Origin of the sequence: Halalkaliarchaeum desulfuricum, assembly GCF_002952775.1 — an archaeon.
Lineage (GTDB): Archaea > Halobacteriota > Halobacteria > Halobacteriales > Haloferacaceae > Halalkaliarchaeum > Halalkaliarchaeum desulfuricum.
This window is the reverse complement of record NZ_CP025066.1, coordinates 2,568,108-2,585,348: the sequence shown is the minus strand read 5'-3', so window position 1 is coordinate 2,585,348 and position 17,241 is coordinate 2,568,108. Positions and strand designations below refer to the sequence as shown.

Genomic DNA, 17,241 nt, shown 5'->3' with positions numbered 1-17,241 from the left:
CCCCGAAACATGATCGATGGAACCGCTGCTGATCGAGAGTCTGCCGACGATCCGCTCCCTGCTTTATTACGGTGCGGTGTACGGGATTCTGGTGGCTGTCGCATATTGGGTGTACACTGACGCCCGTGAGCGCGGGAGCCGATACGCCGCCCTGTGGGGAGTCGCGACGCTCGTGTTTGCCATCCTCGCGGTGATCCCGTACATGTATCTCCGGTGGCGCGACGGTGTGGATGCAGGCGCCTGACCGGTGTGTCGTGGAGGAACCCCTCCGATTTAAAAGAGAGTTCGAACCGCTCACAGCTGTTTTCAAACGGATCGAGAGGTCAGTCCACTCCGGATGGTTCTATTCGACCCGTCGAAGCGCCAGTAGCGCGGCCAAAAGCGTGCCGACCAAAGCGACGACGACGCCGAATCCGGGGGTTGACACGTCAGCTGCATCGTCTGGCGTGTCTTCGGGCGTCTCCTCGTCAACGTCTTCTACATCGCTTTCCTCTTCATCGGTTTCCGCTTCAGTCTCCGCATCGACCGACTGGACGCTTATTTCGGATCGCTCGACGTAAACGCTCTCGTCGTAGAGCTCAGGGTGTAACTGGGAGGCAAGCGTGTGTGTCGCCTCCACGATGCTGCGTGGTGCAGGCTGGTTTAGCCACTGTACTTCGACGACGACCTCGGACTCGGTTTCGCCGGCGGTCGTCGTGTCGTACGGTTCCTGTTCGAGGAAGACGCCGGGCATCGTCACCACGAGCACTTCGGGATCAAGTTCGGTGAGTACTTCGTCATTCAGTTGTGGGAACCCTTCGTATTCCTTGGCGACATTGTCGGCACCGGAAATCGTGATGATTTCGTCGATAAACGTGTTTCCGCCGGCAACGAAGCCGTCACCGAGGGGATACAATGCGGCCGGACGTTCATCGGCCTCGTCGCTGACGGTGTTCAGGGCGTCCACATTGGCGTTCATCCACGCATTCGCCTCGGCGGCACCCTCGCAGTTCCCGGTCAGTTTGCCGATCGTTTCCGTCTTCTCGGCGACATCCTGCGTGTCAGTCGCTTCGGGGAAGTGATACACCGTCAGACCGGCCTCGCGCAGGGGTTCGACGTCTTGAGCACTGACGTTCGGGGCCAGAACCAGATCTGGATCGGTCGCGACGACCTGTTCGACGCTGGCACCGAACTCTGCGGAGACGTTCGCCTTCTCCTCTGCGCCATCGAGATAGTGGGCGAACTGTGAGACGCCGACGACCTGTTCATCGCCGCCGATCTCCCACATCGTCTGGGCGGCGCTCGGTCCGATCGTGGTCACCCGTTCGGGCTGTTCGTCGAGCGTTATCCTCTCGCCGGTCGCATCGGTCATCTCGACCGGGAATTCACACGGTTCGTACGTCGCGTTCGGTTCGTCCATGTCCGCAACCGGCGAAGACGCCGCCCCGGCCGCTGGAGCGGCGCCGATACCGGCCAGGAGAACAAGTATCGAAATCAGTATTGTTGTCCGTCGCATCGATTTGGGCGAGGAGCTAACCCAATAAGTATTTATCTATTGAAAGTGGGCTTGTAGTTGTGAGCACTGAGGGAGTCGATCGGCTCGTCCGGACCATTACGCGGTGGGAGCCAGCCGCTCGGACGGCGAAATCGCGTGCCGTAGCGTGGTCTGTGCTGTTGAGCGCGCTGCTTGCGGTCGTCATTACGATTGCCGCCGGGATCGGCCCCGTGTCGATCCCGCCCGCTGAAATCGCCAAAATCCTGCTCAACTCGATCGCGGTCCCTGTCGGGCTCGAATTGACGTGGGGTGGGGCATTGGCCGGCGGGCTATTACAGCATCCCGGCTTCGAAGTGAGCTGGCAGTCCTTGACGGCGTACCCGGTAAATGAGACACACGAACGGATCGTGATGCAGGTCAGACTCCCACGGATTCTTCTCGCTGGGCTGGTCGGCTTTTCGCTGGCGGCAGCCGGCACCGTGATGCAGGGCTTTTTCCGCAATCCGATGGCGGATCCGTCGATCATCGGCGTCTCGTCGGGCGCGGCGCTGGGCGCGACGGTGTTCATCGTCGCGCCCCTGGCGCTCCCGTTCGGGCTCGGGCTTCGCGGGGCGGCGTTCGCCGGCGCGTTGCTCGCTGCGTTTGCGGTCTACGCGATCGCGACCGAAAACGGCAGGACACCGGTCGCCACGCTGTTGCTCGCGGGGGTGGCCGTGCAGACGTTCCTGGGGGCGATGATCTCGTATCTCCAGCTCCAGGCGGGCGAGAGCCTCAGGCAGGTCGTCGCGTGGCTCATGGGCCATCTCCAGGGGTCGACCTGGGCAGAGGTGCAGGCGACGCTGCTCGTGGTTCCGCTGCTGTTCGTCGTCCTGCTGGCTTACTCCCGCGATCTGAACGTGCTCCTCCTTGGCGAGGAAGACGCCAAGGGGCTCGGCATCGAGGTCGAACGGACGAAACGGGTTCTGCTTGCCGCCTCGAGCGTGATCACCGCCGCCGGGGTCGCCGTCGCCGGCGTTATCGGGTTCGTCGGGCTGATCGTTCCACACATGCTCCGGCTCGTCGTGGGTCCGGATCACCGCGTGCTGTTGCCCGCCTCGGCGCTCGCGGGGGCGGCGTTCCTGGTCGTCGCCGACACGGTGGCCAGAGCCGGCGCGACGGAAATCCCCGTGGGGATCGTCACTGCCGCCGTCGGCGCGCCCTTCTTCCTGTATCTGCTCCGGAAACGGGAGGTGCACGAACTGTGAACCGCGGCGAGTTCGATCCGGACCGACGGATCGGGGACGCGAACGAAACACGGAACGGTGAGCAACACAACGGAAACGGCGACAGCGACCTCCCGCTCGAACTCCCCGGGGATGAGACTTCCGGGGGTGATACAGTCGGTGATACAGCAGGTGGGTCAGTCGGTGAGCCAGTCGTCGAAGCCAGGGGAATAGACGTGTCGCTTGGCGGCGTTCGGATCCTCGAAGACGTCGACGTCACAGTCGAGTCCGGGACGCTGGTCGGTCTCGTTGGGCCCAACGGAGCGGGGAAGTCGACGCTGCTTCGGGCGATGCGCGCGTTGATCCCCATCGACTCAGGGGAGGTTCGGGTGGCCGGTGTCCCGGTCCACGATCGGCCCGCCCGGGAGGTGGGCCGCACGATCGCGACTGTCCCCCAGACGACGACACTGTCGTTTTCCTTTAGCGTCCAGCAGACCGTGGAGATGGGACGGACCCCGCACGTCTCCCGGTTCGGCACGCTCGGATCCGACGACAGGGAGGCGATCCTGACGGCGATGGAACGAACCGAGATCACCCAGTTTGCCGGCCGGTCGATAACGGAGGTCTCGGGCGGCGAGCGTCAGCGAGTCCTCCTCGCCCGGGCGCTCGCCCAGGAGACGCCCGTCCTTTTTCTGGACGAGCCGACGGCGAGCCTCGACGTGAACCACGCGGTTCGAACTCTCGAGATGGTCGACGAACTTGTCGAGGAGGGTAAGACCGTGGTGGCCGCGATCCACGATCTGGACCTCGCGGCGCGGTACTGCGACGAACTCGTGTTGCTTTCCGACGGGCGCGTGCGTGCGTCCGGTTCCCCTTCGGAGGTGCTCACCGCCGAGAGCCTGAAGGAAACATTTGACGCGACGGCTGTCGTGACTGGACAGCCGGCCGCGAACGCGCCGGGCGTGACGGCGTTCTCGCCGGCGGCGTGTACCGACCTCGGTACTGATCTGCGCGTCCACGTGCTCGGCAACGGACATCCGGCGGCACTGGTTCTGGCCCGCCTCGCGGCAACTGACGCAACGATCTCGCTGGGCCCGGTCCACGATGGCGACGACGCCGCCGTGCTGGCCGACGACGTGGGGGCCGAGACGGTGACAGTCCCGCCGTTTTCGGGGCTGTCCGACGCGACGATCGAACGGGTTGGGGAGGTCGTCTCGTCGGCGGACTGTCTCGTCCGGGCCGGCGACGTGCCGCGTCCAGTCGAGGATCTTCTCGAAGAGTCCACCGGCGATCAGTTCCCGCCAGTCGTCGACGCCCGATCGCTGGAGCCGGAGTCCGTCGCGTGTGCGATCGACAAACGTCTCGCCGACGTCGATGTCGAGGCCAGCGACGAGGCGGGTGGGGAAGCGGTTCTCGAGGATCACAGCGGGACGGACGAACCGTAGCGCTTTCGCCGGTCGGCTGACTTCTCCCGGTATGTCCGTTCCGTGCGTGGCGGTCTCCAGGGAGCAAGGCGAGGCCGTCCGTCAGGCGCTTGCGGAAGCCGGCGTGCTCGACGGGAGCCACCGGATCGTCGTCGATGAAGACACGATCTATCTGCCGATCACAGACAAGGCGGGCGTTCCCGAGGAATACGCCGACTCGGTGACGACTCGCGAGCTTCCCGAACAGGAGCCACAGCGGACCCCGGCGGATCTTCTGGGCTACGATCCGACCTACGAACGACTCGGGGACATCGTCATCCTCGACGAGGACGACCTCGATCGAGCACGCGAGATCGCGAACGCGGTCGTCGACTCCGACATTCCCGTTCGAACGGTTCTGAATCGCGCCTCGAAGATCCGGGGCGAGTTGCGGGTTCGAGACTGGGAGGTGCTCGTCTCCCCGGACGATATCGGGGCGCCGAATCCCTACAGTTCTCCCACGGAGACCGTCCACCGCGAGTACGGCTACGAGTTCCTGCTCGACGTCGACGAGGTGTACTTCTCGCCGCGGCTCGCGACGGAGCGACACCGCGTGCTCGAGAACGTCGACTCGGGCGAGCACGTCTTCGACATGTTCGCCGGCGTGGGGCCGTATGCGATCCCTGCGGCCGACCGAGGGGCGGTGGTGGTGGCCTGCGATCTCAACGAACGGGCGATCGACTACCTCCGGGAGAACGCCCGCCGGAACGGCGTGAGCGATCGGATCACCGCGATACACGGCGATGTCCGCGAGGTCGCCGACGACTGGGAGGGCTGGGCCGAGCGAATCTTCATGAACCTCCCGCACTCGGCGGGGGAGTTCCTCGAGACGGCGGTCGCGCTCGCCGGCGAGGAGTGTTTGCTCCACTACTACGACATTCAACACGAGGACGATCCGTTCGGTCCCGGACTGCAGGCGATCCGCGAGGCGGCCGGCGAGGAGTACGACGTTCGGGTCGAAACCGAGCACGTGGTCCGGTCGTACGCGCCACACGAACTCAACGTCTGCCTGGATGTCCGCTTGAGTGAACGGTGACCCCTTGCTCGAATCCGGAACCCTTATTGCCGTCATCTGGATACGAACCAATGCGCGCCGGAGTAGCTCAGCTGGCAGAGCGAATCCTTCGTAAGGATTAGGTCGAGGGTTCAAATCCCTCCTCCGGCTCTTCTGACGGAACGAAGTGGAGTCGAAGAGCCGCGAGAGCGCTCAAAAGCGACTCGCCCGGCTCGGGAGGCGACTGTCCGAGAACTCAGCCAAGAACGTACGGAGTCGGTGATGGAGTTGTACCCGGACAACTCAGTCTCACACGAGTGTGGCTTACCCTTGCCGTCGAACTCGCCTGCGCCCCCCTCGCCAACGTCCAACTCGGATCCGGGATCTTCGAGCAACTCTTCCCCGTCCCCGTACAGGTGACCGACGTCCTGGCGAGACGGTTGCTGAATTTCGATGCGGTCGGTACGCTGTTCGAGCCAGCCGTCAACGGCCACACCAAAGAACACATGGGGGAAAAGAGAAGTCACACGGACTGCAACTACCGCGTATGCCGACGGTAACTGTCAACGGTGCCGAACTGTACTACGAATCGTCAGGTGACGGGACGCCGATCGTGTTCTTGCACGGGGTGATGATGGGTGGGCGATTCTTCACCGAACAGCAGGACTTACCAGAGGGATATCAGTCGGTCGTGCTCGATTTCCGTGGGCACGGCCGCTCGGAGAAGACCGAAACGGGACACACGGTGCCGGCCTATGCGGCCGACCTCGAAGCCTTCCTCGAGGAGTTGGCGCTCGACGACATCGTGCTCGTGGGGTGGTCGATGGGATCGTTGGTCGGCTGGGAGTATATCGACCAGTTCGGGACGGACCGTCTCTCGGGGTTCGTCGTGGTCGACCAGCAGCCGGTCGATCTCGAACAGGAGGACTTCGAACACGGCGTGTTCGACTTCGACGAGTTGGTGGATCTCATGGAACTCGCCCAGAGGGATCCCCACGCCCTCGCCGGCCTGTTCGTCGACCAGATGATCCACGGCGAGGGAAACGAGGAACTCGACCGACTCATGTTCGACGAGATTTCTCGTGTTCCACCGGCGATCAAAAGCGCGATCCTCTTCGACCAGTCGGTCAGAGATTATCGGGACGTCCTCGAGGATGTTGTTGTCCCGACCTTGGTCTGTACCGGTGTAGACGACGCGCTCGTCGATCCGGCGGGAGTCGAGTACGTCGCAGCCCGGACGCCGGGTGCGGAACTCGAACGATTCGAGGAGAGCAGTCATTGTCCGTTCCTCGAGCAGCCCGATCGATTCAACCGGGTGTTGACTGCGTTCGTCGATCGGTGCTAAACTGCACGAACGCGAGTATCGATGACTATTCGACGCGCCAGCTCACCAGGCACGAAGGGCCTGCTCCACGAGCGGCGTTGGCATCGTGACCCGGGTTTCACTCATCGGTATCGAGTGGCGTGACGCGCCCGTCGCCAACGTCTAGTTCGGCTTCGAGTTCCTCGAGCAGTTCTGTTGCCTCCTCGTGGAGGCGGTCGGCCTGCTGGAGTGACAGTTGCTCGGTTTCGAGGCGTTCGATGAGTTGTCCGAGGCGATCGTCGACGATGGGTACGTGACGATCTGGACCGTTCCGCGGTAGCAAAACGATACAGCGATGTTCTGGCTGTGCGAGAATCGTCGGAGGGTTCTTTATTAATTATAGTGATACTTAAGATATGGTGTCACTACCAGATAGCGTTGCGGTCGTCACCGGTGCGGCGTCGGGAATGGGACGATCAATGGCGGAAGCGTTTGCAGACGAGGGGGCATCAGTCGTCGTGGTTGACGTAGATGAAGACGGGGCAACCGACGTCGCCGAACATATCAGATCGGGCGGCGGGGACGCGATAGCTGTAATTGGAGACGTCACGGATGCTGACAGCGTGGACGAGGTCGTCGATCGTACAATCGACGAGTTCGGGACAATCGACGTCCTCTGCAACAATGCAGGTGTACTGGACGACTTCACTCCAGTCGGGGATGCGTCCGACGAACTCTGGTATGGCGTCATCGACGTGAACCTTCACGGTCCGTTCCTGTTGACGCGGGCCGCGCTGCCGGAGTTGCAGCAGGGCGACGACGAGGGTGTCGTCATCAACACCGCTTCGATCGCCGGCAAGGTCGCCGGGGGCGGGGGCGCCGCCTACACGACTTCCAAACACGGCTTGATCGGCTTCACGAAACAGCTCTCGCACGATTACGGCCCCGAGATCCGAGCCAACGCGATCTGTCCGGGCGCCGTCGAAACGGGGATGACCGATCAGATGATCGAGGAGATGGAAGCGATGACTGCCGACACGCCAGCACAGCGGTACGCGCAGCCGGAAGAGATAGCGGCTGTCGCCGTGTTCCTCGCGAGTGACGACGCCTCATTCGTCCACGGGACCGCCGTTGACGTCGACGGTGGCTGGCTCGTAGACTGAGCGGGTTCGGATAAAGACAGCAGACGTCGCTTTCGACGGACACCACGGCGACGCGAGAATGAACCCGACAGTCGACCGGCACTGCTTGTCCTCGAACGTGAGCCGCAACCCGTGCTCGCTGGGTTCGAGATCATCAACCTGGTTGGTTTCGAGTTCTCCCCCACGCGGGCCTGCACCGGAGATCAGAGCGATCTACGTGCGGTCGTGGTTGTTTTGACACTCGCCGGAGAAGTGCAAAAAGATCTCCGTCGACCTCGTTCAGTTCGTCACTGGGTTCGATCCGGTCTTCGAACCGGCTGATCGCGTCATCAGCCATATCGGAAGGGCGGCCGAAAATTGATCAACTATCTCCTGCGGTGAACGTCGAAGAATCGTTAGTGCTCGACGAGGATCTTGACCTCCTCGCGGTCGTCGTCGAGCAGCGCTTCGAACCCGTCGTCGACGATGGCGTCGAGGCCGATCCGGCTGGTGATGAGCGGCTCCGGATCGAGGGTGCCGTCGGCGAACATGTCCAGGACGGCACCGAACTCGACGTCGGAACGTGGACCGCCCTCGTAGGCCAGCGTTCCGCCCACCGAGCGCTCCCCGAGCACGATCGCGTTCGGGTCGATTTCGACGTGCTCTTCGAAGATACTGACGATCGTGACCGATCCCTCCTTTTTTGCCGACGCGATCGCGTCACGGACGGTCGGACCGATGCCGGCGACCTCGAAGGTAGCCTCGACGCCGCCATCGGTCTGATCGACGATCGTCTCGACTGCGTCCTCGTCGGTCGGGTCGATCGTCACGTCCGCGCCGAGGTCTGCGGCCATCTCGCGGCGGGAGTCCTGGGGTTCGACGGCGAATATGGTCCCTGCGCCGCCGGCGGCCGCCGCCTGGACGACCGTCAGACCGATCGGCCCGGTCCCGTAGACCGCGACGGAATCCCCGGGCTCGAACTCGGCGTTCCGGACGGCGTGAAGCCCGACTGCGAAGGGTTCGACGAGCGCGCTGTACTCCGCAGGCACACCGTCCGGAAGCGGAATGGCCTGCTCTGCAGGCACGGCAACCTGTTCGGAGAAGCCACCGCCGCCACCCGCGAGGCCGACGAAGCCGACCGATTCACAGAGGTGATAGGTGCCGGCCTCGCAGTATCGGCACTCCCCACAGTAGATGATCGGATTGACCGCGACGACGTCGCCGACAGCGACGTCCTCGACGTCGTCGCCGACTGCGATGACCTCACCGCCGAACTCGTGGCCCATCGGAACGGGTGCCATTTCTCCGGTGATCGGGTGGGGCTCTTCGCCGGGGATGAAGATCGGACCGGCGACGTACTCGTGAAGGTCCGAACCACAGATCCCACACGCGACGACGTCGATCAACACGTCGTCGCTACCGACCGTCGGCTCCGGGATCGATTCGACCCTGATGTCCTCTCGGCCGTGGAATACTGCAGACTGCATGGTAAATAGTTGTTCAACCAATACTATAAATCGAATCCCTGATTTCGACGGTGGTACTTTTCCGATCGGTTGATTCTTTTGTACTCGGCAGTCTAAGGTCGTATCAACGGACGTGAAACACCATGTCGGATCCAACACCCGGACCACCTCCCTCGGCGAAAGACGCGGTTCTCGAACAGTGGCACGAGACCGTCGAGATGATTCCAGACGACAGCGAGTACAGCGAGTTCTTCGAGACGCACGACATCCACGACCTGGAGGATCGACGCACAGCGGAGGAGATAATCTACGACGAGATGGAGGACGACTCCGAACTGCAGCGTGCCCTCGCCGACGCCTTTCACGACCTCCGCAACCATTTCACGGACTGGTGATCCAGCAGACGCGCGAGGAATGTCGGCGTTCGTGTTATTGCGAGAGCTGTACAACTCCGACGCACACGTTGTGTGAACGTCTATGACCCTGCTTGTGCGCGTCGCCAGACGTATCCGATCGCGACGAGTATCCCGAGCAGTACTGCTGGCACCACGTGTGGTGCGTGAGTGAGCGAGAGTCGAAGGTAAACCGGGAACGACAGACAGACTTCGGGAACCGGTGGATCGTAGAAGTCGGCGTACGAACCACAGAAGGCAGCCGTATCCCAGATCCGCCAGCTGTTGTTGAGGATCGCGATGCCGACCAGGACGCCGAACGCGACGAGGACGGCGATGGCGACCGCAACGGGAACATCGCGTTCGGCCGAGAGGGCGTTCGCCTGCATACCGGAGGTCGTTTCGAGCGGCACAAAACAGTTGCCCACCAGTGGTGGTGGTCATCTGGAGGATCGACGCAAAACGGAGGAGATCATCTACGACGAGATGGACGAATCCGAACTGTAGCGTGCGCTCGCGGACACCGTTCACGACCTCCGCAACTATTGCACGGACTGATGACCGAGCGTTTCGCCACCACGGGAATCGAAGATTTCCGAACGTTTCGAGGCACTCGCCTCGAATCACTGTGGAGTCGCGGTCGACTCGAATATAGATACTATAATTGATATAGAAATAATATAAATACTGATATAATAAATAGCGGGTGATACTGCGCCGAGTAATTACGTGTGAGGGTATCGGGCACACGTCATCTTCAGGAGGGAGATCTCACAGTTCGATAGTACGCTTCTGGAGTTTCACGCCCAAATTTCCATGATTTGGGCATAATTCGGCGGCTTCTTGGCGAAAATTCGCAAATGCACCTCGAGAGCGCTAAAACGGTATCCGAGATCCTAAAACTGTATCCATGATCTTAAAACGGTGTTAGAGGCCCTTATAACGGCGCTTCCGGAGTAAACCCGTACACAGTTCGGAGTTCGGTCCGTTTCAACGGACGCATCAGTTTTGTTGCAATCCCAGCGGTAGTACTACGATAGAGTAATGGAATAGTAGTATTATCTTATATTAAAATTATAACTATTCATAAATACTTTGTCTGTATATTGAGTGTGTTTCGTGAGATAAAAATTCTGTTCTCCGACACGGATTGTTCGTTTTCTCAGAGTGGGGAGACCCCATCTCTCGCAACTACTATATATTGTTGCCCGTATTTCACGCTATGGCACAAGAGCCTGTCGTGTCCTTCAGTCCGTGGGACATCGACGTCGAGGCCGAGGCAGGTCGAACCGTGTTGGAGGTGGCCGACGGGTCCGACGCCCGGATCGAAGCACTCTGTGGGGGGAACGGCCTGTGTGGGACTTGTGCAGTGCAGATCGAATCGGGGGCAGAAAACCTCTCGTCGGTGACCGACGAGGAACAAAGCGTTCTCACCGAGGCACAACTCGATGACGGCTATCGACTGGGCTGTCGAGCCGTCGTTGAAGGCGACGTTTCGGTGCACGTTCCCGCTTCTTCACGGAGCGAAGGCGAGATCGTGATGACGGAAGGCGTCGAGGTTGATTTCGATCTGGACCCGTCCGTCCGCCTCTACCGGCTCGAACTGGCCGCGCCCACGCTCGAGGACAACACCGCGGATCGGAAACGTCTCTTCGATGCTCTTCAGGAACAGTACGGGATTGAGGTTACCTCCGCCGATCGTCTCGCGACGACGGAACTTCCCTCGAGGATTCGAGCGGAAGAAACCGAGGGAACGCTTCGTTGTACTGCCGTGGTTTTTGGAACGGAGGAGCTACTTTCGGTCGTTCCGGGAACCGCTCAATCAGCGTACGGGCTTGCGGTCGACATCGGGACCACGACGGTCGCCGTGTACCTCCTGGACGTTCGAAGCGGCACCGTCGAAAGCGTTAGCTCAACGCTCAACCCGCAGCGGCGACACGGCGGCGACATCATCAGTCGCGTCCAGCACAGCCAGAAGCCAGGGGGCCGGGAAGAGCTCCAGTCGGAGATCGTCGATACGATCAACGAGAGCATCGACGAGGTGACGACGGAGGCAGGCATCGAACCCGACGAAATTTTCGAAGCGGTGTTCGTCGGGAACACCGCCATGCATCACCTCTTTCTCGGGATCGACGCGAGCGCGGTCGCGGCCAGCCCGTACGTTCCAGCGATGCAGGCCTCGGAAACAGTGAAAGCCAGAGAGCTGAACGTGGAGATCAACGACTCCGGCTACCTCTCGTGGCTGCCGATCATCGGCGGCTGGGTGGGCCCGGACTTCGTGGCGGACCTGCTCGCGGCGGGAATTCTCGATCGGACGGAGACGGTCGTCTGTATCGACATCGGGACGAACGGCGAAATCGCGGTCTACGACGGCGAAACGGCGTGGACTGCGTCGGCGCCCGCCGGCCCAGCACTCGAAGGCGCAGAGATCTCCCACGGGATGCGTGCCAAACCCGGCGCGATCGAGGCGGTGACGCTGGATCCCGACACCTGGGAACCGACACTCGAGGTTATCGACGACGCGGAGCCGGTCGGGATCTGCGGTTCCGGAATCGTCGACGTCGTCGCCCAACTGTTCCTCGTGGGTGCGATCGACCGGCGCGGTCGGTTCGTGACTCCCGAGGACGGCCGGGGTCGGGTTCGGGAAACCGATGACGGCGACCGGGAGTTCGTGCTCGTCGAGGCCACCGAGGCGAACGGCGACTCGGCTATCGTGGTCTCCCAGGAGGACGTTCGGGACATTCAAAACGCCAAGGCGGCGATCCAGACCGGGACGAACATCCTGCTTTCGGAGGCCGGCATCGACGACGTGGACAGGCTGGTGATGGCCGGCGGGTTCGGCAACTATCTCGATCCCGAGTCGGCCAAGCTGCTCGGGATGTACCCGCAGGTCGGCGCCGATCAGGTGGAGTTCCTCGGAAACGCCGCCGGCTACGGGGCGATCTACGCGCTGCTGGAGGAAGCGGCGAAGGCCGAAGCCGAACGCATCGTCGAGGAAGTCGACTACGTCGAACTCGCCGCCTGGGACGGATTCCACGACGAGTTCATGGAAGCGATGTACCTTCCACACCGCGATCTCGACCGGTATCCGGACGTGAAAGCACGTCTGGAAGAAGTCGGCGTCGACCGATCGCTTTGAGAGGCATCCTCTGTCGATCCCGACCGGACGCGGTCGGAGGCCTAACACATCGAACCGCGATCAAAGAACGGGGAAGTGCTAGTACTTTCGGGGTGCCTCGATCATCGCCCGGACGTTTTCGGGTTCCGCCTCGTCCATCGCCACACCCGGCGCGAGGATGAACCCATCGGGGCCGACGTCCTCGATGAGTTCGCGACAGTATTCGTCGACGTCTTCCGGCTCCTTCGTGTTGAGGAGGGAACTGTGGACGTTACCGGCGATCGCCGCCTGATCACCCAGGGCTGCTTTCGCGTCCCGCATGTCCGTCCGATCGAACTGCCAGACCATGTTGCCGTCCGGGAGATCCGAGACGGCCTCGAGTCGGTTGTCGTAGCTCCCCTCTGCGAACAACCAGGGGACCAATCCGGCGTCCGTAAGACCGTCGATCACTTCCCTGAGCTGCGGCCAGTAGAACGTTCGGAACTCCTCGTCGGACATGAACCCGTCCGCGCCCTTGTGCAGCGGGATGAACACGATGGGGTTGCCGGCGGCCTGTGCGGAGCGGATCCCCATTTCGGTCATGATCGGGGTCAGCCGGTCGACCGCCTCCAGCAGGGTGTCGGGGTTTCGCTTGAGGTCCATGGCGACACCCTTGGTGCCCCGCAACGTGTCCCCGAGCGTGTCGTATGGGGCCTTGGTGAAGCCGCCGAACGAGGTGGGATACCCCGACTGGATGATTTCTTCTGTCGTCCCGCCGACGATCTCTTGCCACCTGAGCGCCTCCTCCCCGGCCTCCATGAGCGTTTCGAGCGCCTCCTGGACGTGGGGCAACCCGAACGGGATCGCCATGTAGTGGATGCTCGGGATCTCCACCAGGTCGGTGAAGCGAGGCAACTCCCGGAACGGTTCCAGCGCGCCGACGATTTCGGGCATGTAGTTTCGCAGCCAAAAATCAGTGGGATCCCGCATCAGATGTTCGTAGTCTTCCGGGCCCATGTATTCGTCCTCGAGCGCCTGATAGCCGGTGTCCGGGGAGGCACCGTCACCGGGCCAGGCGTACAGCTGGTAATCGAGGATCTCCAGCATCTTCGCCGAAGGGAGCAGCGCGGCCGACAACTGATGGGCATCGGGCTCGAGGTCGTAGGCCGTCTCCTCGAAGGCGGCGGCCAACGCTGCAGCATCGTTCATCGCTTTCTCCGGGGTAATCCCGGCATGGAAGACCGGATAGAACGTCGCACTGAGCGCCGTCGGAATGCGGTCCGGCTCCCCGCCGCGAATCGCAGTCGCGAACCGTCCTGCACGCTCCTGATACGCTTCGCGGGCCGCTTCGTCCTCGAAGTCGATTCCAACTCCCGTCTCCCAGTTCTCCAGCGTGACGTCCGTGTCGTGTGTCATCTGTTTATTATCAGTATAGCGTCGGATTTTTGGCGGTCTCTTCCACAGCGGCGGTTCTCTGTGATAACACTTATACTTTCACCTTCTTCAAGACGTTATGACGTGCGGGGGGGTTCAGTCACCGAGTTCAGGAAGCGTGAACAAGATTCCGAGAATCCCCTGAAAGGAGAAGATGATCATCGCAGCGAGGAGGCCGATCGTGTATCCCTGCCAGCCGATGATCGGCCCAATGATGAACGGGAGTCCGATAAATCCTCCAAGATTCATCATCGCAGTCATTAACCCGGAGGCGCCGCCGACGTGTTGCGGCTCCACCGGATCGCTTTCGACCCGCGGCAGCCAGGTGGGGACTTCCATGATAATGGGGAGGGCGCCGCCGGCCAGGTAACCGGCGACGGTTGTGCCGACGAAGAGAATCGTCGTGTTCCCCGTCAGCCACACCGGGAACATGATCACTCCGAATCCGACGGCCACGGAAACCAGAGTTCCTTTACGCCGGTCGAGTTTCGTTGCGATCGCCGGTATGGTTAGCGAGCCGAGGATCCCACCGTAGGTTATCATCGAAGCGATCTGACCGCCGGTAGCGGTATCGATCCCGTGGATCTCGAAGAGCGCAACAGGGAGTTCACCCTGTATCGCAACCATCCCAGCGAGACCGGCAAACACAGCAAAGCCCGCGACCCAGGCGTTCTTGCTCTTCACCGCGCGCTGAAGCCCTTCGACGAGTGGAGTGGAGGGTAGTTCTTTCCCAGGTGGTGTGTCTCGGACGATAACAAAGAACACGACAGCGAACGCGAGCACGATTCCACCGAGTAGCACGTTTCCTGATTGCCACGCCGGGAGGAACGGCGCGATGACCATTCCCGTCGACAGTCCACCCATCAGTCCGGTATTGTAAATCCCGGTGGCGAGACCTGTCTCGTCCGACGGGAACCACACGCTTACGAGCTTCGGAAGGTTCGGCATTACCAGTCCCAGACCGACTCCAACAAGCAGCATCGATCCCAAGAGAATCTCGAAACTTCCAGTCCGAGATCGCAGGAGGAAGCCGACGCCCGAAATCGCCATACCGAGGGTTGCCGCACGCCGTATCCCGAGTCGATCGGCAAGCATTCCTCCCGGGATGCAAAGCACTGCCGCGACACCGAACGGGAGGGTAAACGCGAGCTGGAACTGGCTGCCGGTAATCCCGTACAGTTCGAGGATATCCGGCTGGAGTGTCGGCATGATGTACCACGCCATTGCAACGGCGAAAAACGCACCCCACGCGAGTCCAAGTACAGTCCATCGCTTTTTGGGATAGTCCTTACTCGTCATGAGTGATCCACCTCGTCCGTCTTCGGTTCAGCTGACTTTTGAACGGCCTATCCACTATCGACGACACGGTTTGCAGGCCCCACATCTCAACTCACACGAATTAAATTTCCACCCCGAGATATATACCTAACGACTATCGACAAGGGAATCCGGATCCCGTTGTTCGAATCTCCCCACTGTATATCCGCAAGAATACGGATTACCGTCCGCGGTAGTACCCGAGGTACCGTTTCGCGAAGTCGTCGCGGCCCATCGCGAGGTCGGCGATCAGTGCGACTTCTTTGGTCGTCTCGGCGCGAACGATCGGCACGTTCAGGCCCGCCCGGATCGCCATCGCCAGGTACACGCTGTTGATCTCCTCTCGATTGGGTAGTTCGAAGGAGACGTTGCTGAGACCGAGCGTGATGCTGTTGCCCAGTTCGTCCCGGACCATCTCCATCGTGTCGAGGGTCGTCCGACCGGCCTCTGAATCCGTCGACAGCGGCAGCGCCGCGCAGTCGATGATCACGTCCTCTTTGGGAATACCGTGCTCGTCAGCACGCGCGAGAATCGCTTGAGCGATCTCGAATCGGGTATCGGCGTCGTCCGGGATCCCATCGTCGTCCATGGTGAGTCCGATCACCGCGGTTTCATATTCGTCCACCAGTGGAAGGATCGTCTCGAGGGACTCCAGTTCCCCGTTCACGGAGTTGACGATCGGCTTGCCCGGACACAGATCCAGCGCCTCCTCCAGCGCGTCGGCGTCCTCGTAATTCGTGTCGATCACGATCGGCACGTCGACCGCGTCCGCCACGGTCTCGACTGCCTTCGGGAGCATTTCGTCTTTGTCCACTCCGTCGGCGTCGACGTTCACGTCGATCAGGTCCGCGCCGTTCTCGACCTGTTCGTCTGCCAGTTCCCGCACCGGTTCCAGGTTCCCCTCGCTCAGCGCTTCTGCGAGGTCCGACTCGGGACGGGGATTGATTCGCTCTCCGATCAGATGCACCTGCTGGGTCCGATCGAGCGTCACCGATTCGCCGGCTCCTTCCACTGTCGTCTGGAGTGACATGCTGTCACCTGAGACTGTCCCAGCGAGCCAGTAAAAGGATTGTGTTACCTTAGAGCAGTCCCAGGGAGGACTACTGGCTGTCAGAGGATCCGGTGGCCGGCGCCAGAACCTCCGAGAAGAACAAACGAAGTTGTGGTAATTAAAACTAATATGTCTAATTCGCCGCTCTCAGCGCCTCATCCCCGCAATCTTTAAGGAATCGTACTTGGACGTTTTAGCTGGTTACCGATGTCAGATGAATTTGTCCAGGCGTTGGCCGAGTTAGAGGAGGAAAAAGCAGTACAGATGGCCGAAGAGCGGCTGGAGGCCGGCGAGGACCCCCTCGACATCCTCGACGACCTCAAGAAGGGAATGGCGATCGTCGGCGATCGGTACGAGGCCGAAGACTACTTTATTCCGGACCTTATGTACGCCGGTGACATCATCGAGCAGATCTCCGAGAGCCTCCAGACGGAGATGCCCGACGCCGACGAGGACGACGCTGCAGGGGTCGTCGTACTGGGAACGGTAAAAGACGACATCCACGACATCGGGAAGGATCTGGTGTATTTCATGTTCGATCTGAACGGGTTCATCGTCCACGACCTCGGGATCGACGTACCCGTTCAGGACTTCGTCGACGCCGTCGAGGAACACGATCCGGATATCGTCGCCCTGAGCGGCTTCCTGACCGCGGCGTTCGACTCGATGAAAGAGACCGTCGACGCTCTCGAGGAGACGGGTCTCCTCGAAGAGTCCGACGGGGAGGGACTCCGGGAGGGAACGAAAGTGATGATCGGCGGCGGGCAGATCACCGACGACGTCTGCGAACACGTGGGCGCCGACGGATACGAGACCGACGCACCCGGCGGCGTCAACCTGGCGAAAGAGTGGCTCGGAGCGGAAACGTAGACATACATCCCGAGACCGCCGCGATCCCGAATTTTAGTCTCGTTTGAACGTAACGGA

17 protein-coding genes and 1 tRNA gene are annotated in these 17,241 nt (G+C 61.4%); 11 read left to right on the top strand and 7 right to left on the bottom strand.

All coding sequences use genetic code 11. The features are described 5' to 3' along the window. Positions 1 to 16: 16 nt before the first annotated feature. Positions 17 to 244, top strand: a complete 228-nt coding sequence (locus tag AArcSl_RS12855; protein ID WP_119819976.1) for a hypothetical protein — start codon at positions 17 to 19, stop codon at positions 242 to 244. Positions 245 to 343: 99 nt separating this feature from the next. Here the strand turns inward: AArcSl_RS12855 and AArcSl_RS12850 are convergent, their stop codons facing one another. Then, entirely contained in the window at positions 344 to 1,495 is a 1,152-nt protein-coding gene (locus AArcSl_RS12850; protein ID WP_119819973.1) for a PGF-CTERM-anchored ABC transporter substrate-binding protein, read from the bottom strand. A 158-nt stretch (positions 1,496 to 1,653) separates the two neighbouring features. Between AArcSl_RS12850 and btuC the strand changes: the two genes are divergently transcribed. From btuC to AArcSl_RS12820, 6 genes are all read left to right on the top strand, one after another. Further along, entirely contained in the window at positions 1,654 to 2,718 is a 1,065-nt protein-coding gene (gene btuC, locus AArcSl_RS12845) for a vitamin B12 ABC transporter permease BtuC (RefSeq protein WP_245883436.1), read from the top strand. Beyond that, the gene (locus AArcSl_RS12840; protein WP_119819971.1) at positions 2,715 to 4,121 is read left to right on the top strand and encodes an ATP-binding cassette domain-containing protein; all 1,407 of its coding nucleotides are present in this window, start codon (positions 2,715 to 2,717) and stop codon (positions 4,119 to 4,121) included. Before btuC ends, AArcSl_RS12840 begins: the two co-directional genes overlap by 4 nt. Before the next feature lie 31 nt (positions 4,122 to 4,152). Continuing rightward, entirely contained in the window at positions 4,153 to 5,175 is a 1,023-nt protein-coding gene (locus AArcSl_RS12835) for a class I SAM-dependent methyltransferase (protein ID WP_119819968.1), read from the top strand. 56 nt (positions 5,176 to 5,231) lie between these two features. Then, positions 5,232 to 5,304: transfer RNA gene (locus AArcSl_RS12830), tRNA-Thr, on the top strand. Between the two features lie 146 nt (positions 5,305 to 5,450). Beyond that, positions 5,451 to 5,693, top strand: a complete 243-nt coding sequence (locus tag AArcSl_RS12825) for a hypothetical protein (protein WP_119819965.1) — start codon at positions 5,451 to 5,453, stop codon at positions 5,691 to 5,693. Beyond that, positions 5,681 to 6,478: an alpha/beta fold hydrolase gene (locus tag AArcSl_RS12820; protein WP_119819963.1), complete on the top strand. Its 798-nt coding sequence runs from the start codon at positions 5,681 to 5,683 to the stop codon at positions 6,476 to 6,478. The genes AArcSl_RS12825 and AArcSl_RS12820 overlap by 13 nt, the downstream gene beginning before the upstream one ends. A gap of 97 nt (positions 6,479 to 6,575) precedes the next feature. Here AArcSl_RS12820 and AArcSl_RS12815 read toward each other — a convergent pair whose 3' ends face one another. After that, entirely contained in the window at positions 6,576 to 6,779 is a 204-nt protein-coding gene (locus AArcSl_RS12815; protein ID WP_217563454.1) for an exodeoxyribonuclease VII small subunit, read from the bottom strand. Positions 6,780 to 6,852: 73 nt separating this feature from the next. On the opposite strand from AArcSl_RS12815, the gene AArcSl_RS12810 reads away from it, so the two are divergent. Then, positions 6,853 to 7,599, top strand: coding sequence for an SDR family NAD(P)-dependent oxidoreductase (locus AArcSl_RS12810; RefSeq protein ID WP_119819960.1), 747 nt, complete (start codon positions 6,853 to 6,855; stop codon positions 7,597 to 7,599). Between the two features lie 374 nt (positions 7,600 to 7,973). Here the strand turns inward: AArcSl_RS12810 and AArcSl_RS12805 are convergent, their stop codons facing one another. Next, complete coding sequence (locus AArcSl_RS12805; protein WP_119819957.1) at positions 7,974 to 9,044, bottom strand: 2,3-butanediol dehydrogenase; 1,071 nt, start codon at positions 9,042 to 9,044, stop codon at positions 7,974 to 7,976. 122 nt (positions 9,045 to 9,166) lie between these two features. On the opposite strand from AArcSl_RS12805, the gene AArcSl_RS12800 reads away from it, so the two are divergent. Further along, positions 9,167 to 9,418: a hypothetical protein gene (locus AArcSl_RS12800; protein ID WP_119819954.1), complete on the top strand. Its 252-nt coding sequence runs from the start codon at positions 9,167 to 9,169 to the stop codon at positions 9,416 to 9,418. 80 nt (positions 9,419 to 9,498) lie between these two features. Here the strand turns inward: AArcSl_RS12800 and AArcSl_RS12795 are convergent, their stop codons facing one another. Then, entirely contained in the window at positions 9,499 to 9,804 is a 306-nt protein-coding gene (locus AArcSl_RS12795) for a hypothetical protein (RefSeq protein WP_119819951.1), read from the bottom strand. Positions 9,805 to 10,637: 833 nt separating this feature from the next. Here AArcSl_RS12795 and AArcSl_RS12790 point away from each other — a divergent pair. Next, complete coding sequence (locus AArcSl_RS12790) at positions 10,638 to 12,554, top strand: ASKHA domain-containing protein (RefSeq protein WP_119819948.1); 1,917 nt, start codon at positions 10,638 to 10,640, stop codon at positions 12,552 to 12,554. A gap of 78 nt (positions 12,555 to 12,632) precedes the next feature. On the opposite strand, the gene AArcSl_RS12785 is transcribed toward AArcSl_RS12790, so the two are convergent. From AArcSl_RS12785 to AArcSl_RS12775, 3 genes are all read right to left on the bottom strand, one after another. Next, entirely contained in the window at positions 12,633 to 13,928 is a 1,296-nt protein-coding gene (locus AArcSl_RS12785; protein ID WP_119819945.1) for a uroporphyrinogen decarboxylase family protein, read from the bottom strand. Positions 13,929 to 14,042: 114 nt separating this feature from the next. Further along, a complete protein-coding gene (locus tag AArcSl_RS12780) occupies positions 14,043 to 15,245 on the bottom strand; it encodes an MFS transporter (RefSeq protein WP_119819942.1) in 1,203 nt (400 codons plus the stop codon). 199 nt (positions 15,246 to 15,444) lie between these two features. Beyond that, positions 15,445 to 16,293: a dihydropteroate synthase gene (locus AArcSl_RS12775; protein ID WP_119819939.1), complete on the bottom strand. Its 849-nt coding sequence runs from the start codon at positions 16,291 to 16,293 to the stop codon at positions 15,445 to 15,447. Between the two features lie 228 nt (positions 16,294 to 16,521). On the opposite strand from AArcSl_RS12775, the gene AArcSl_RS12770 reads away from it, so the two are divergent. Then, positions 16,522 to 17,184, top strand: a complete 663-nt coding sequence (locus AArcSl_RS12770; protein ID WP_119819936.1) for a cobalamin B12-binding domain-containing protein — start codon at positions 16,522 to 16,524, stop codon at positions 17,182 to 17,184. Positions 17,185 to 17,241: the final 57 nt, after the last annotated feature.

What these genes read in the sequence shown, in the direction of transcription:
- AArcSl_RS12790 (WP_119819948.1), top strand. Translation starts at nt 10,638, where the DNA reads ATGGCACAAGAGCCTGTCGTGTCCTTCAGTCCGTGGGACATCGACGTC.
- AArcSl_RS12850 (WP_119819973.1), bottom strand. Translation starts at nt 1,495, where the DNA reads ATGCGACGGACAACAATACTGATTTCGATACTTGTTCTCCTGGCCGGT.
- AArcSl_RS12820 (WP_119819963.1), top strand. Translation starts at nt 5,681, where the DNA reads ATGCCGACGGTAACTGTCAACGGTGCCGAACTGTACTACGAATCGTCA.
- AArcSl_RS12780 (WP_119819942.1), bottom strand. Translation starts at nt 15,245, where the DNA reads ATGACGAGTAAGGACTATCCCAAAAAGCGATGGACTGTACTTGGACTC.
- AArcSl_RS12805 (WP_119819957.1), bottom strand. Translation starts at nt 9,044, where the DNA reads ATGCAGTCTGCAGTATTCCACGGCCGAGAGGACATCAGGGTCGAATCG.
- AArcSl_RS12835 (WP_119819968.1), top strand. Translation starts at nt 4,153, where the DNA reads ATGTCCGTTCCGTGCGTGGCGGTCTCCAGGGAGCAAGGCGAGGCCGTC.
- AArcSl_RS12810 (WP_119819960.1), top strand. Translation starts at nt 6,853, where the DNA reads ATGGTGTCACTACCAGATAGCGTTGCGGTCGTCACCGGTGCGGCGTCG.
- AArcSl_RS12795 (WP_119819951.1), bottom strand. Translation starts at nt 9,804, where the DNA reads ATGCAGGCGAACGCCCTCTCGGCCGAACGCGATGTTCCCGTTGCGGTC.
- AArcSl_RS12775 (WP_119819939.1), bottom strand. Translation starts at nt 16,293, where the DNA reads ATGTCACTCCAGACGACAGTGGAAGGAGCCGGCGAATCGGTGACGCTC.
- AArcSl_RS12800 (WP_119819954.1), top strand. Translation starts at nt 9,167, where the DNA reads ATGTCGGATCCAACACCCGGACCACCTCCCTCGGCGAAAGACGCGGTT.
- AArcSl_RS12770 (WP_119819936.1), top strand. Translation starts at nt 16,522, where the DNA reads ATGTCAGATGAATTTGTCCAGGCGTTGGCCGAGTTAGAGGAGGAAAAA.
- AArcSl_RS12855 (WP_119819976.1), top strand. Translation starts at nt 17, where the DNA reads ATGGAACCGCTGCTGATCGAGAGTCTGCCGACGATCCGCTCCCTGCTT.
- AArcSl_RS12785 (WP_119819945.1), bottom strand. Translation starts at nt 13,928, where the DNA reads ATGACACACGACACGGACGTCACGCTGGAGAACTGGGAGACGGGAGTT.